Origin of the sequence: Oceaniferula marina (assembly GCF_013391475.1) — a bacterium.
In the GTDB taxonomy this organism is placed as follows: Bacteria; Verrucomicrobiota; Verrucomicrobiia; order Verrucomicrobiales; family Akkermansiaceae; genus Oceaniferula; species Oceaniferula marina.
On record NZ_JACBAZ010000001.1, the window covers coordinates 60,259 to 75,160 of the forward strand.

General features: G+C 53.5%; 10 protein-coding genes and 1 other RNA gene. 6 read left to right on the forward strand and 5 right to left on the reverse strand.

Annotated elements, in window-relative coordinates; genetic code table 11:
- Positions 1-28: 28 nt before the first annotated feature.
- Positions 29-1,915: a sensor histidine kinase gene (locus HW115_RS00255; RefSeq protein WP_178930574.1), complete on the forward strand. Its 1,887-nt coding sequence runs from the start codon at positions 29-31 to the stop codon at positions 1,913-1,915.
- Positions 1,916-1,953: 38 nt separating this feature from the next.
- Here the strand turns inward: HW115_RS00255 and HW115_RS19640 are convergent, their stop codons facing one another.
- From HW115_RS19640 to HW115_RS00270, 3 genes are all read right to left on the reverse strand, one after another.
- Entirely contained in the window at positions 1,954-4,941 is a 2,988-nt protein-coding gene (locus tag HW115_RS19640) for an alpha-amylase family glycosyl hydrolase (RefSeq protein WP_227021191.1), read from the reverse strand.
- A gap of 23 nt (positions 4,942-4,964) precedes the next feature.
- Entirely contained in the window at positions 4,965-5,798 is an 834-nt protein-coding gene (locus HW115_RS00265) for an HAD-IIB family hydrolase (RefSeq protein ID WP_178930575.1), read from the reverse strand.
- A gap of 220 nt (positions 5,799-6,018) precedes the next feature.
- Entirely contained in the window at positions 6,019-6,708 is a 690-nt protein-coding gene (locus tag HW115_RS00270) for a CHAP domain-containing protein (protein WP_178930576.1), read from the reverse strand.
- A gap of 135 nt (positions 6,709-6,843) precedes the next feature.
- On the opposite strand from HW115_RS00270, the gene HW115_RS00275 reads away from it, so the two are divergent.
- Entirely contained in the window at positions 6,844-8,547 is a 1,704-nt protein-coding gene (locus HW115_RS00275) for a GspE/PulE family protein (RefSeq protein ID WP_178930577.1), read from the forward strand.
- 25 nt (positions 8,548-8,572) lie between these two features.
- The gene (locus HW115_RS00280) at positions 8,573-9,874 is read left to right on the forward strand and encodes a type II secretion system F family protein (protein WP_178930578.1); all 1,302 of its coding nucleotides are present in this window, start codon (positions 8,573-8,575) and stop codon (positions 9,872-9,874) included.
- Between the two features lie 108 nt (positions 9,875-9,982).
- Here HW115_RS00280 and HW115_RS00285 read toward each other — a convergent pair whose 3' ends face one another.
- Complete coding sequence (locus tag HW115_RS00285; RefSeq protein WP_178930579.1) at positions 9,983-10,243, reverse strand: DUF1844 domain-containing protein; 261 nt, start codon at positions 10,241-10,243, stop codon at positions 9,983-9,985.
- A gap of 59 nt (positions 10,244-10,302) precedes the next feature.
- Positions 10,303-12,819 (reverse strand): M16 family metallopeptidase, encoded by a 2,517-nt coding sequence (locus HW115_RS00290; protein ID WP_178930580.1) that lies wholly within the window; start codon positions 12,817-12,819, stop codon positions 10,303-10,305.
- Positions 12,820-12,950: 131 nt separating this feature from the next.
- Here HW115_RS00290 and ssrS point away from each other — a divergent pair.
- The 3 genes from ssrS to ppnP all read left to right on the forward strand — a co-directional run bounded on the left by ssrS (position 12,951) and on the right by ppnP (position 14,871).
- A non-coding RNA gene (gene ssrS, locus HW115_RS20275) (6S RNA) lies at positions 12,951-13,131 on the forward strand.
- Between the two features lie 147 nt (positions 13,132-13,278).
- Positions 13,279-14,427: a homoserine O-acetyltransferase MetX gene (metX, locus tag HW115_RS00295; RefSeq protein WP_178930581.1), complete on the forward strand. Its 1,149-nt coding sequence runs from the start codon at positions 13,279-13,281 to the stop codon at positions 14,425-14,427.
- 123 nt (positions 14,428-14,550) lie between these two features.
- Complete coding sequence (gene ppnP, locus HW115_RS00300) at positions 14,551-14,871, forward strand: pyrimidine/purine nucleoside phosphorylase (protein WP_178930582.1); 321 nt, start codon at positions 14,551-14,553, stop codon at positions 14,869-14,871.
- Positions 14,872-14,902 lie beyond the last annotated feature (31 nt).

A 14,902-nucleotide genomic window follows, 5' to 3' on the forward strand; every position in this document is an offset into this window, starting at 1 on the left:
TTTGTGCGCCTTTCTGGTGTTCGGAGCCATGGCTTTGATTACGCGGCACACCTTGAATTTGGAAAAAGAACGTGCCAGGGCGGAAGCCAAGGCGGAACTGGAAGAGCGGGTTCGTTTGGCACTTTGGAGGATGGATACCATCGCAGCCGGAATATTGGCCGAAGAAAACAACCGACCGGTATCGCATTTCAAGGATCTTGAGGTCGAGCCTGACCGCATTCCTCAATCGGGAAATGCCAAGCTTCATTTCGAGGTTGAGAACGGGGTGCTGAAATCCAACAATAAAACAAGTGAATGGGAGAGCTTTCAGTCATTTCTCAATGGACAGGCAAAGGATGTGGTAGCGTCCTATAGCAAAAAGAAGAAGCCGAGCAAGGTGGCTTATTTTTCCGGCGATAATAATCTGGATGTCTTGCAGGCGGTTGCAGGCAAGGCAGAGGAAGTGGAGGATCAACAAAGTCAGGCTTGGGAAGCCCAGGTGGATGTTGCCCGGCAGCAGCGGGAGATGAACCCGAATGTCGATGTTCGAAACAACGATAGCTACCAAGGGAATTACAATCGCGCGGAAAAGGCCAAACGCCAGGCGATTGTCAACAAGTCGATTGGGCAGGTGTTGCAGCAGAAGGGCGCTCAGAAAGAAGCCCCTGCGCACAATCAACCGGCGTCTCAACATGCTGAAGTTGACTCATCGGCGGAGGGTCTGGTTCCCAGAAGTTCCCAAGGTGCCGGCAAGCGAGGCGCGGAGCTTCCTGAGGTGAAACAAGAGTTGAAGTTGGCTGGCTTGATGGACGATGCGGCCTCGATGGATCAAGTCCACTTGTCGATTCTGAAACCGCTATGGTTAGGTCAGGATTTGATTTTGGCCCGGGAGGTGGTTGATTCCTCAGGTAAGCGAGTGCAAGGTGTCTGGTTGGATGCCAGGAAGATCCGGACGTCGTTGCTGGTGGAAATTGATGATTTGTTACCGAATGCCGTGTTGGAGCCCGTCAGGCGCGGGGTCGGGGTGTTGCTTGGTGAATTGCCTGACCCCTATGCTGATGATCCGATGGTGATGGCCGCCTTGCCTTGGAAACTGAGCCCTGGGGAGGTTGCTGTAGCCGATCCCGTAGGGTGGACTCCGATGCGAAAAACACTGGCCGTGGCTTGGGTTGGGGCATTGCTTGCCGCTCTGGCCGCGGTTGCTTTAATGCGAGGTGTTGTGAAACTCAGCGAACGTCGTGCTTCGTTTGTGTCATCGGTTACGCACGAATTGAGGACTCCCTTAACGACTTTTAGTTTGTATTCCGATATGCTGGCAGAAGGTATGGTCCGGGACGAAGATAAACAACAGGAATACCTCTATACCTTGCGGCGTGAATCGGCGCGTTTGACTCACCTCGTGGAGAACGTGCTCGCTTATTCGAGGATTGAGCGAGGTAGTGCCAGAGCCCGGGTGGAGAACATTGAGGTGGCTCGTTTGATTGATCGTATCCGTGACCGATTGCAGCAACGGGCGGATGAAGTAGGGATGAATCTGAGCTTTGAGATCGATGATCAAACGGGAGGGCGCCACTTGGATGTGGATACGACTGCCGTTGAACAGATCATTTTCAATCTCGTGGATAATGCTTGTAAATATGCGAGTGGCGATGACTACGGAAAAAACCTTCTGCTTCAAGTGGGCGGTGACACCCACTCATCCGGTGATGTGTACTTCCGGGTGTGCGATGAAGGCCCGGGGGTTGATCGCTCGGAGCACAGACGACTGTTCCGCGCTTTTCACAAGTCAGCCAAAGAGGCAGCACACAGCAAGCCCGGAGTGGGGCTGGGCTTGGCCTTGAGCCGCCGCTTGGCGCGTGCGCTTGGCGGAGATCTGGTGATTGTTCCTCGTGAGCGTGGGGCGTGTTTTGAATTGCGTCTCAAAGGCTTGGGCTAGGGCGGAGAAGCTTAAACCCGCAAGGGCTGATTTCGGGCTCAACCGTGGTTGGAAATCCAGACACAACCGTAGGGTGGGAGATGGATCGAGGTGTCGTTCTGGTCGTAGTGGTCACCGTTGAGGACATCATACCAGGTTTCGGTCGCAATCAGGTTCAATTCAACCAAGGGAATCGTCTGTGGCTGGTCCGAGATGTTATGCAAGGCAAAGATCGACTGGCTACGATCCAAACTTTCTCTCCAGAAGGCAAAGACCTGGGCTCCGAAGTGCAGTGTGTACTGGGTGGCATTCGGGTGGAAGGCCGATTGTTTTCTCCGGATATCGATTCGGCGGCGAAGCTCGTCAAAGATGATTTTGTGATGGCTATCCGGGGTGTTCAGTTGTTCTTGGAGTGCCTCGGCCGACCATTGATGGCGGTTGATGGACCGTGGTTCTCCACTCTCGGCCATACCTTGACGATCGTTTTCGGTCGCTAACAGGCTGTGGATGTAAAATGCCGGTAGACCTTCCAATGCGAGCATGATGGTGTGGGCACAGATGTAGCGATCTTGTTGCCACTGGTCCTCACCGTTAGCAATGGTTCCGGCCATGGACGAGTAGAGAGAAATATTGGCTTCATAGGGGGTGAGTTCACCTTCCGGTGTTCGACGCATGGAGATCTCTCCTCCAAAGGCCCGGATGGTTTCTATCAAGTTGTGCTGTTCGGTGCCGGAAAGTAATCCTTCGGCTGGGCGCAGGCCGATGCCGTCGTGGGAGGCAATGAAATTGAGGTAGGCTCGACCGCGCCTAGCCGGTGGCATGGACATCATCCATTTTTTCAAGTGCTGGCAGTTGCCGCTGAGCATCGTGTAGAGTAAAAGCGGAGGCAGCGAAAAATTGTAGATGAGATGAGCTTCGTTGCCGTTTCCGAAGTAGCTTAGGTTTTCTTTGTTAGGGACGTTGGTTTCTGTGATCAGAATGGCCGCGGGTTCGAGATGTTCGATGATGAGCCTGAGCAGCTTGATTAACTCGTGGGTCTCGGGTCGATGGACACAGTTGGTTCCGTCTTCTTTCCATAGGAAAGCGACGGCATCGAGTCGGAAGACATGAATCCCTTTATCCAGATAGAGCTGGATGATGTGGATGATTTCCATCAGGACTTCGGGGTTGGCAAAGTTCAGATCGACTTGGTCCTCACTGAAGGTGCACCAGACTTCTTTTTCCCCGTCGACGGTTTGCACGCTGCTAAGTAGCGGAGTGCTACGCGGTCTGACCACCTGACTGAGGTCGTTGAATTGGGCGGCATCAATGAAGTAGTCTTTGCCTGGTGTTGTGTTGGTGCAGAAGTTTTTGAACCAGAGGGATTCGCGTGAGCAGTGGTTCAGGACCAGGTCAGCCATCAGGTTGAAATGTTTGTGGAAGCGTTCGATGTCATGCCAGTCACCGTGGTCAGGGTTGACGCTGGTGTAGTCGATCACTGAAAAACCGTCATCCGAGCTGTAGGGGCAGAAGGGGAGGATGTGCAGGTTGTTGATGTGTTGTTTGAGTTCCCGTTGGCTGAACTCATAGAGGGTGCGGAGTGGTGCTTCACCGGGGCGTTTGATGCTGTCGGCGTAGGTGATGGCAAGGACGTCGTTTTCCGTCCACTTATTGAGTTCGGGGGTCCTGTGAATGGCTTTGGTTTCAAGCGGAGCCATTTGAAAGATCCGGTCCGTGACAGCGTCTACGTTGTCTTCGCCGTAGACGTTGCGGACGCGCTCTTCGACACGTTGACGTAACTGCACCACTTTCGGGTGGCTTGCCATATTGTAACTGGCTCCTTTGCCAAACTCTCTTTTGTCTTCCTCTACAGCGTCGAGAAGCATATCCATGATGTTAGGGACGGCTGCAATCACGCGTTTCCAGCTGGGCATGAAGGGGGTCGCCATCGATTGTTCGGGGTCGAGGAAGTCGTTACCCGCCTGCATGATATTTTCGGCAAAGACCTCGATGGCCGAACCTTCGGTATGCATATCGTAGTTCAGGCCGTTGATGGCGGCATCGCTGTGGTAGCTATCCACCAAGTCCAGTGCAATGCGGTAGTAGGTGGCTTTGATTGTCCGGATGCGCTCTTGAGTGAAGACTTCGCCCTGGGTTGCCATTTTCCGGTAGAGGGATTTGGAAATATCGCAGCTCATCTTCGATAGACCTCTGGTTTTGTCTTCGAGTGAGAGGTCTTGGTGCTTGTGGTCGTAGGTGTCGGCGATGTCGACCTGGCAGATCTGGTTGGTGGCGTAGTTACGATGCATTTCCGAAAGGGTTCCCATTTCGAGTCCCCAGTCGGATGGAATCCGTATGTCTTCGATCACATCCCGGGAGAGGGAAAATTCGCCTGCGAGCGGATAGCGGAAGCTGTCGAGAAATTCAAGGTAGTCGTTTGGTCCGCAGACTTTTTTCAGCGCCCGAAGCAAGGGGGTGACGAGCAGGCGGCAGACGCGGCCGTTCATCGAGTTGTTTGCAACTCTGGCGTAGTATCCTTTACAGAATTTGTAGCTGAGGTTCGGGTTGGCCACCGGGTAGATCAGGCGGGCGAGCATCGAACGGTCATAGGTGGTAATATCGCAATCGTGCAGTGCCACGGTTTGGGCTTTTCCCGATGCGAGAATATAGCCGAACATGTACCAGACGTTGCGGCCTTTCCCTGGCTCGAGTGGTGCCAGCCCCTTGTCTTGGAGGAGTTGATCGATTTTCCTCAGGCGGGGGCCATCGTTCCAAAGCACATCGGGGTGCTGGGGGAGTCGGTCAAAAAACTGGAGCGCGTAGCGATACTCGGATTCGTTTGCTCGGTCGAGTCCAACGACGATCTGGTCGAGGTAGGGGACTCTGGCGATTTCATCGACGATGGCATTAAGTGCCGGGCCTTCCAGTTCCGAGTAAAGCGATGGCAGCACCAAGGCCATGGGTTTCTTTTTTCTGAACTGCAGTAAGTCGTCTTCCAGGTGCTCCAGCGGGCGTTGGTTGAGTTGGTGCAGGGTGGTGATAATTCCGAATTGGTGAAAGTCTCCCATGGTGATGGATGCTTGGTTTTGTGTTATTTGAGAATGTCGAGCACAGCCTGGTTCCAGCCTTTGGATGCCGGATAGGATGCGTATTGGATGTGAGGTGCGTTGAGGGGAATTCGCGGGCCTTTGTCGTGTGGGATGATCACTCCGATATCTGCAGCTTCGAGCATCGACAGGTCGTTCGGGCTGTCGCCGAGAGCGAGGCATGTCCAGAGTGTATGGGGTTCACTCATGTGGTAGAGGTCGCAGACGGTTTTCAGTCCATCTGATTTATCGGCGTTTCCCATGAGGTGAATGAAGCGGCCGCCATGCAGTGCCCTGATGCCATGGGGTTCGAGTTGCTGATAGAAGTCTTCCCAATGTTGGGGGGTGTCATTCCAGAGAATGGGTTCGGATACATGACGGTCTTTTGCCATGACCGCTTGGTGTTTGCTCAAGCCGGTGACTGCGGCGAGTTCAGTGGGTGTCCAGTCAGCAAAGCCATCGAATTGATAGTCGAATGCGGAGCGAAGCGCATGTGCATGTTGCAGGATGATCCCCCTGTCGAGTCCCGTTTGAGTCGTCCAGTAATCCTGATGTTTGGTCCATGTTCCGTCTTTTGCTGATTTGCAAAGTTGGGCAAGCGGTGATTGGGCCGGCACGGCGACGATGCCTCCATTTTCCGAGACAAGTGGGGTGTCGAGTTGAAGCTCATCAATCAAGGCTGTAAGTTCGGGAATGGTTTTACTCGAGTTGAAAACCAGGGGGAAGCCTTCTGCTTTGAGGGCTTCTACCGCTTCCAGCGCGTCGCTGTAGCTGTAGTCGTCGTTCATGAAGCAGGCATCCAAGTCTGAGATAACGAGTAATTTTTGAATGTCTGGCATAGATATGTTGGGGGCAGATCCTTTTTTTTGAGGCGGGGTTCAGCAAGAGGTTGGCGCATGTGCCGCCTCATTTCGATTCTGCCAAGATAGGGAACGGGTATCGTATGAGCAATCAAGATGCCAGTCATACAAAAAATCGTAGAGCTTGGTTCGGATGCCCTATTGAGGGGCTTGCACCGCAGGGAGGCAGAGGGGGCGAGGGCGGTGCCGTTGATTTGCCTTATGATTTTGGCGATGATGGAGTTGCTCGCGGCGGGAGCCTCAGCCATCCGGCAACCGTGGGATGGTGAATCATCCAACGTTTACCGGATTGTTCCAGCGGGAGGTTCTCCCGGGTTTTAGCTCCGACATTTTGTTGAACAATTTCAATACGGTCTTTTTTCACCTGACTGATGATGGCGACATGTCCGTACTGGCCATAAACAAAGACAAGCAGATCTCCGCTGGCAGGGCGTGTTTGCTTGCCGTTGCTATACTGGATGAGTCCGCGGGTTGGGTTGAGTGTCCCGTGGGCGACGGATGGATCGAAAAAGCTTCGCGCATGTCCCCAGCCGTCGGGCATGCGGTGGCCGAAGTGGTCGTAGTAGTAGCGTTTGACAAATTCCACACATTGCCAGCGATGGCCATAGTAATAGCCGTCGTCGGAAAAATGCCTGCCATGACTGGTGTAGGTATCGTGCCCATTCGAGTAAACCACCACGCCATTGAATTCGTCAATGGCGGTTCCGAGTGGCTGAATCTGGTTTTGATTACGGTGAATTTCGATCAAGGCTCCGTACCAGATCATACTGATGGCTCCGATGGTGCCGAGAGCGAGGATCGAGATGAGCACCCACTTTTTTTTGCGGGCTGGTGGTGGGGAGCTTGTATTTGAGGTGGATTGGGCAAGCTGCTTACTCGGACGAGGCATGGCGGTATTGGATACTGGATAAGAGTGCTCTGAATTGAGCAAGATTCGAGAAAGTTCGCAACTTTTCTTTGAATCCGGGGATTTACAGACAGATGGTTGCCATTACGGCGTTATTGTTCATAGTGATTGCGACGCATGACTGATTTACTCATTGCACCAGCCCGCGAGAGCGGATGTGAAGACATGGAATCTTTGACGGAGGTGGTTGAAGCCGCCGCCGGTCAACAACGTTCTCCCATCGATGATATCCTGGATTCAGGAACCGTCGATGAGGAGGCCTATTTACGCGCCATGGCCGATAATATCGGCATGGAGTGGGTTTCCAGTATCCCTGAATTTGAAGGCGTGGATGTGCTTCGTGATGCCTGTGGCCCTCGGGTCGCTTTGGCTCATCGATTATTGCCACTGGATCTCGAGGGGGATGAGGGGAGCCAAAGTCTGGTGCTTTTGACCTATGATCCCTTGAACCTTGTCGCTCGACAGTCAGCGAACCAGCAGATCCAATTGCCGATCATCTGGAAAATGGCTTCCCGTCGCCGAATCCACGAAGCATTGCGCAAGCTGTATGGTGTGGGTGCTGATACATTCGAGCAAATCCTAGAAGGTCGCGACTTGGATTATGATAATCTGGAGCGCAATGATGAGGCGAATGTGATTGATGCCGATGAGGACGAGGAGGCCAGTGTGGTCAAGTTTGTCAACCAGATCATCCGGGAAGCCTTGCAACAGCAGGCAACGGATATTCACGTCGAACCTCTGCACGATAACCTGCGTATCCGTTACCGGATCGACGGCTTACTGATTGAGGTGACGGTTCCCGATAACATCAAGGCCCTGCAGAGTTCGGTGATCGCCCGATTGAAGATCATGGCGCATCTCGATATTGCTGAGCGGCGCCTGCCACAGGATGGCCGGATCAACTTGCAATTTGAAGGCGGCTCGATTGACGTCCGGGTGGCGACCGTTCCGACGGTCGAAGGTGAGAGTGTGAGTTTACGATTGCTCAACCAGCAGAAATTCACGATTTCGAGGCTTCAGATGGAGTCCTTCGTCGAGGATAAAATCAACCAACTCCTTAAATTGAGTAACGGGATTGTCCTGATTACCGGACCTACCGGGTCGGGTAAATCGACGAGTCTTTACTCTTTCCTTAGTGAGGTGAACTCACCCGACACTCGGATTGTGACGATCGAGGATCCGGTTGAGAACAAGCTGCCCGGGGTGATGCAGATTGCGGTGAAGTCCGAGATCGGGCTCACCTTTGCCAGTGGTTTGCGTTCGATCCTTCGGGCCGACCCCAACATTGTCATGCTCGGTGAGATTCGAGACCTTGAAACGGCGGAGATCGCCATTCGCGCATCCTTGACGGGACACTTGGTTTTCAGTACCTTGCACACCAATGACGCGATGGGCGGAGTTTCACGTCTCACGGATATGGGAGTGGAGCCCTTCCTCGTTTCTGCATCCGTTCGGGCATTTTTGGCCCAACGTCTGGTCCGTCGTTTGTGTCCAAGCTGTAAGAAACCACATGAGTTGACTCGTCACCAGCGCGAAGAGTTGGAGATTCCGGAGCACATTACCGGGCAATGTTATGACGCCGTTGGCTGTGACCGTTGCCGGAATACCGGGTTCAGCGGCCGTTTGGCGATTTATGAAGTCGTATTGCTGACCGAGCCGATGCAGGATTTGATTGTCAAGGGGGCAGATAGCCGGGCATTATTTGATCAGGCTTACCGTGATGGATATGTGCCGATGCGTGAGTATGGCTGGCACAAGGTGATGGGAGGGGAGACTACCCTTGAGGAAGTGATATCGGTGACCAGTGCCGAACTTTGTTAGTGCGGGGAATTAAGTTGAGCAGAACATGGCGGCATTTACATATAAGGCTCTCGGAGCCAACGGGGCAGTAAGCACGGGTGAGATTAAGGCGGATGACCGGTCTGAGGCTCTCCGTGTACTTAGCAAACGGGGGTTGCAACCTGTTAACCTGCGTGAAAGCTCAGCTACGGAAAAATCGGAGAAAAAGCAAAAAAGCAAACCCACCGGACGGGGGGATGCTGTGGCTAAGCCTGAAGAGAAGTCGGATGGGAAATCTGCTCCCCGCGATGCGAATGGGTTGCTAAAGCTCAAGCGCAACGAAGTGGTGTTGTTTACCGAGGAGCTCAGCGAGATGCTGGGTGCCGGCTTACAACTCGAGCCTGCATTGAAGTCCATGGAAAACCGTGAAGAGTTGGGATCTCTCAAAGATGTCTCACGCAGCGTGCGTCAACTCGTTCGTGACGGCAGCAGTTTTTCCCATGCCTTAAAGAAAGTGAGCGAGAGTTTTGGCCCGTTGTATTGCAGTCTTGCGGCTGCTGGTGAAGCGAGCGGGGCCTTGGATACCATCCTCAAACGTCAGGCACACTACTTAAAAACGCTTCAGGAAGTGCAGAGCAAGGTGACCTTGGCCTTGATTTATCCAGCGTTCCTCGTTCTCGCCGGTATTGGTGTGGGGGTGATTTTTGTTACCAAACTGATCCCTCAGTTGACGGATCTGATTTCGAGCACCCCAGGGGGTAAAATTCCGCTTGGGGCAAAAATTCTGATCGGCGCCAGCGATTTTTTCCAAAATTGGTGGCTGGTGATTTTGCTGGTCATCCTCGGTGGTTCCCTGGTGTTCAAAGCTTGGAAAGATGCCGAGGCGAATAAGATGACCTGGGACCGGGTGAAACTTCAGATTCCACTGATGGGTAAGGTGATTGAAAGCCGGTTTTACGTGCAGTTTCTTGAGACCTTGGCGAACTTGGTAGGAAACGGCTTACCCTTGTTGCGTTCGTTGGAGTTGGCGCGTGATGCTACCCAGAACCTGCATATTCGCCAGCATATGGATGGTGTCATCGAGATGGTGGGGGACGGGCGATCGTTTTCGCGCTCCTTGATTCGCTCCGGGATTTTTCCTCCTCTTTTGATCGATATGGTCTCAGTAGGGGAGAAAACCGGTAAGCTTGACCAATCGCTGCGCCGTGCCGCCGAGCGTTACGACACCGAGTTGAATAAAAACCTATCGCGGGTGATGGAATTGATTATGCCCATCGTGCTGGTGGTGATGGCCCTGCTGATTGGCACCATGGCTTATCTGATGATCACCGCTATCTTCCAGACGATCGATAACCTTGGAGGTCGATAGAGAAAAAATGTAGGGCAGGTTTTAACCAGCCGACATGTCAGGGAAGTTGTCGGTAAATTTTACCCTGACCGTGATGCTCAAAGGTTGCCGACAGCTTGGAAAGCTGTCCTACTTTTCGGCGATGTTGGCGTAGAGTGCTCGGATATTGAGCAGGGCTTTTTCGAGGAGTTCGGCCTCTTCCTTGGTCAGGTTGCCTTGGGTTTTTGCTGCGAGCATTTCCAAGGAGTCGAGCACGCTGCTGGCAGCTTTCAGGTTGACCGAGGTTTCGCCGGTGCTGGGGTTGGGCAGTTGTCCGAGAAAGAACCCGGCATTCTGTGCCTGGAGGTAGACGAATTCGTTGAAACGGTTATCGGGCTTAGGTGTGTTCATGGTTGATTGCTAGAATGGAGTTGGGGTTGATTGGAGGATGATTGGATTTTAGAAAATATTTAATGGCTGGGGGAGACACTGACAACCACCGCCTGATGGTTGCTCAGGAATTTGCGGGCAGCGGCGCGGATGTCATCGGCCGACAACTTGCGGATGTGCTCCGGTGCCTTTAGGTGATGGTCCGGCTCGAACCCTAGCAGGCTGTCGATGGCGCTGAGTCGAGCCAATGACCCTAGTTTTTGGTTGGCGAGTGCGTGGGATGCCAGCCAAGTTGTTTTGACGTTGTCTAGTTTTTCTTCCGGGATGCCGTTCTCGGCAATTTTATCAATTTCGGCGAGCAGGTGATCTTGAGCGGTCGCCAACTGATCGGGGGAGGTTCCGAGATAGAAGGCAAACATGCCGGTGTTGATACCATGAAACTGGGTGGCCGAGACATAGTAGGCGAGCCCGAGCTCCTCCCGGATCTTTGTGAACAGTGGTCCGGCCATGTCCGTGCAGTAATCGTTGATGAGTTCCAGGGCATGGGTGTCCGGGTCGGATGCTGAGGCACCGGGGAAACCGACGGTGAGCACGGCTTGCTGTTTGTCGAGCTTCAGAGCGTGTCGGCTTGCCTCTTGGAAGTCTTGGGGGACGGCTTGCATGCGCTCGCCTCGTGGCATGTTGGCAAATTGTTGTTGAACCATGGCGGCCGCGGCATCCGGATCAATATCTCCGAACACCGCAATGACGGTGTTGGCTGCGGTGAAGTATTTCTGGTGGTGAGCCAGCAGCGCATCCCGGTCGAGTTGGTGAAGCGAGTTCTCCGTGCCCAGACTGTGTAAGCCGTATCCTTCAGGCCCGAACAGGGACGGGCGCAGACGTCGGAAGGCAACCGAAAGCGGGTCTTCCTCTTGTTCGCGCAGGGCTGAGATCATGGCATTCCTCTCGCGGTCAAGAGCGTCATCCGGAAGGATCGGAGTTTGGATGACATCGGCGAGGATCGTCAGGGTGTGCTCCAGATCTGGAGCCAGGCAGGAGGCGCTGGCCAGTGTGGTGTTGTTCCCGCAGGAAACGCCGAAACGTGCTCCCATGGAATCCATGGTCAGTGCGATTTCCTTGGCGCTGCGGCTGTGTGTGCCTTTGGGCATCAGGCTGGCCAGCAGAGCGTTGATCCCTGATGTTTCCTGAGTTTCCGAGGGTAGGCCGGTTAGTGTTGCCACTGTGATCGAGACCGTGGGAAGTCTTGGGTCGCGCTGGGTAATCAGGGTCAGGCCGTTATCGAGTGTGCGCGATTGTATGGCTTCACGTTTGGCCGAAGCTTGTGCTTGTTCCAGGTTTTCACTGGTTCCCTCCGGATCAAGGGATGTAATGGTTAGTCGCTGGGGGACCAGGTAAGTTTTGATGACTCTACGCAGATCCGAGGCGGTGACATGGGAGAGCTCTTCGACGTAGTCACGGGTGAAATCGAGGTTGCGTGCTTCGTGCCAATTCGATGCGAGGTCTGATGCCCTTCCGGATGCTGTGGTGAGACTTCGGAATTGGCTCGACAAGGTCATCCGGACGGCTTTTTGGATTTCCTCATCCAGATCGGCATCTTGAAGTTCATTGATTTGTTGGAGGATGGCATCCTGCAGGCTGTCTCGCTTTTCCAGATCAACAATGGCGGAAACCGCAAATAAACCGGGCAGATGTGGTGGGATCATGCTCCAGGAGCCGATGTGATGGCAAAGGTCGGTTTTTTCACGGATGTTTTGATACAGTCGGCTTGAGCGGCCGGATCCAAGAATGGTGGCGAGTAAGTCGAGGGGGGCGGCATCCGGGTGCTCGAGGCTGGGGGTTTGCCAGGCGAGGGTGAGTTTTGAGCTGGGGATGGCGAAGGTTTCGCGTCGAATCCTGGTGCCGAGTTGGGCTGGTTCCGGGGAAAGGGAGACGGGCTGATTGAATTGGCGATCGATATCAGCGGTGATTTCTTCCAGGTAGCTGAGAAGTTCTTGGGTATCAAAGTCTCCGGAAATGCTGAGGAAGGTATTTTCCGTCGTATAACGCTGACGATGGTAGTCCAGCATGTCCTGGTGGGTGAGCCGGTTGAAGAGTTCCATGTGGCCGATGACCGGTTGCTTGCGTGGATCGTTGGCGAGTGCGGTAGAGTAGAGAAGACGCCCGTTGCGGTCGTCGGGGTCGTCCAGTCCCATATCGATCTCGCGGCGAATGACTCCTTTTTCTTTTTCGAACTCATCCTCCGGGAAGCTTGGCTTGAAGACCATTTCGCTGAGCACCTTGAGGAAGGTCTGGGTGCTCTCTGCCGGCCCGTCAATGTAGTAAACCGTGCGATCGAAGGTGGTGTAGGCATTCCATTCGCCACCTGCGGCCTGAACGACATCCGAGAGTTCGCTTCCGCTATAGCTTTCCGTGCCTTTGAAAACCATGTGTTCGAGCAAATGGGAAATGCCAGCTCCGAGGTGTGCTCCTTCGTGGATGCTGCCGGTTTCCACCCAGATCTGGGTGCTGATAACAGGGGCTGTGTGGTCAGCTTCGAGAATGACGGTGAGTCCGTTGGATAAGATGTGACTGCTTGCTCGGGTGGCGGGAAACTGCATGGCTGTAACTTGCTCGTAGATGGGTCCGATGCGCAAGTGTCGATTGCCCGACTGTCAACAAATAATTGAAGAATTAGTTTTTACAGAAGTGCATTATCGGGTTGCAGAAATCGGCCCTCAGGACTAATTTGCGCACGCTTCTGTGTGCGTCCGCTAATGGTAGCATGCCCGAACCGATAGACTATTACTGGGGGCGGCCCCTCTGGACTGATGTCATGCCTTTTTAGGAAGACAGAGGATCGGAGGATGTCCCCAACCTGTTGAGCAACGGGAACGTGGCTCTAGCTCCATGGACGGCACAGCGGCACTTTTTGATTTCTGGGGTATGGCGGGGGAAACCACGCAAAAAATGGCCATGCACGCAAAAAACAATGTTCATCATTGTAAATGTGTGAAGAATACCGAATCTTCCCGGTGCCGGGACCTTTGTTTGTAAAGATTGGCAGTGAACGAATACGCATGAAACCGACCACCCAGACAACCTTGATTCATCGTCTCGATGAGGAACCTCTTGAGCTGCGATGTGGTGGCTCTCTTCCTGTCGTGGATATCGCCTATCAGCGCTGGGGCGAGATGAATGAGGATAAATCGAATGTCATCCTGTTGTCACACGCACTATCGGGTTCCCATCACGCATCGGGATACAATCCATCGCTTCCCGAAGCCGGAGACCTTTGGAAAGAAGAGCTGCATGACGGCTGGTGGAATGATTTTCTCGGGCCGGGCAAGGCCATTGATACGGATCAATTCTGTGTCCTCTGTGTGAACTACCTCGGCGGTTGCTATGGCAGCACCGGTCCATCATCGATCAATCCGGAAACGGGTAAAGCCTATGGGAAGTCGTTCCCCCAGATTTCGATCTCAGACCAGGTGGCCATTCAAGTGGCTTTGCTCGATTCGATGGGTGTGGATGTGTTGCATGCGGCGATTGGGCCGTCGGTTGGCGGATTGGTTTCGCTGACCTTTGCCACCTTGCATCCCGGGCGGGTTAAAAACGTGATTCCGATTGCCAGTAGCATGAAAACGACGGTGCTGAATCGTCTGATTTTGTTTGAGCAGATCCTCGCGATTGAAAACGATCCTCATTTCAACGGTGGCGATTATTACGACGGAGCCCACCCGGATTATGGTTTGGCTCTTGCCCGGATGATTTCTCATAAGACCTTTGTGCATTTGGACGCGATTGAGCGCCGCGCTCGCCAAGAGGTCCATCAGGACAGTGAGACCCTGGCATGGTATCAGGTTCAGGATACCTTCCAGAGTTATATGCTCCACCAAGGAAAGAAGTTTGTGAAACGCTTCGATGCCAATACCTACCTCAGAATCATCGACATGTGGTCGCGATACGATGCTTGTCGGGAGATCGGGGTGGAGACGCCGAAAGAGTTGTTTGACCGCTGTGCCGCCCATGGTCAGAAGTTTCTGGTTTTCAGTATTGATTCGGATTTTTGTTTCTACCCGGAAGAGCAGGCTGCGATTGTGTCCGGCCTTGAGGAAAGCGGAGTGGAAACCATGCATATCACCGTACACTCGGACAAAGGGCATGACTCGTTTTTGCTCGAGCCCTCACTTTACACTCCACACATTGCTTACGCGTTGTCGTTGTAAGGAGAGAGCCAAGGGTAAGCACCATCAATGGTGCTCTGGCGGCGGGCGGCGGCCAATGTTTGTGCTGGCATTTTGACAAGCTTTTCTCTTGTCGCGATTCTGGGGATGCGCTGAATTGTGGGTATGCAATTCTCCAATGTAACAGCTGAAGCCAAGGCCAATGTGTATTTTGATGGTAAGGTCGTGTCCCATGGGATCACCCTGGAGGACGGATCAACCAAGACTTTCGGGCTGATTTACCCTGGGGTGTATCACTTTGCCACGGAAGCTGCCGAGAGAATGGAAATCATCGATGGTGAGTGCATCGTGGTTCTCGATGGCAGCGATGATTCCAGCGTCTACGCTGCGGGTCAATATTTTGAGGTCCCAGCCAATGCGGGCTTCACCATCACGGTGAGTGAGGGGATTGGTCAGTATATCTGCTCGTATATCGAGACTGTCTGATAGCGTTTAGGGGTATGGGGCGTGATGACGC

Excerpts from the sequence above, each read along its gene's own strand:
- HW115_RS00255 (WP_178930574.1), top strand. The coding sequence starts at position 29 with ATGGCTTTGATTACGCGGCACACCTTGAATTTGGAAAAAGAACGTGCC.
- HW115_RS19640 (WP_227021191.1), bottom strand. The coding sequence starts at position 4,941 with ATGGGAGACTTTCACCAATTCGGAATTATCACCACCCTGCACCAACTC.
- HW115_RS00265 (WP_178930575.1), bottom strand. The coding sequence starts at position 5,798 with ATGCCAGACATTCAAAAATTACTCGTTATCTCAGACTTGGATGCCTGC.
- HW115_RS00270 (WP_178930576.1), bottom strand. The coding sequence starts at position 6,708 with ATGCCTCGTCCGAGTAAGCAGCTTGCCCAATCCACCTCAAATACAAGC.
- HW115_RS00275 (WP_178930577.1), top strand. The coding sequence starts at position 6,844 with ATGACTGATTTACTCATTGCACCAGCCCGCGAGAGCGGATGTGAAGAC.
- HW115_RS00280 (WP_178930578.1), top strand. The coding sequence starts at position 8,573 with ATGGCGGCATTTACATATAAGGCTCTCGGAGCCAACGGGGCAGTAAGC.
- HW115_RS00285 (WP_178930579.1), bottom strand. The coding sequence starts at position 10,243 with ATGAACACACCTAAGCCCGATAACCGTTTCAACGAATTCGTCTACCTC.
- HW115_RS00290 (WP_178930580.1), bottom strand. The coding sequence starts at position 12,819 with ATGCAGTTTCCCGCCACCCGAGCAAGCAGTCACATCTTATCCAACGGA.
- metX (WP_178930581.1), top strand. The coding sequence starts at position 13,279 with ATGAAACCGACCACCCAGACAACCTTGATTCATCGTCTCGATGAGGAA.
- ppnP (WP_178930582.1), top strand. The coding sequence starts at position 14,551 with ATGCAATTCTCCAATGTAACAGCTGAAGCCAAGGCCAATGTGTATTTT.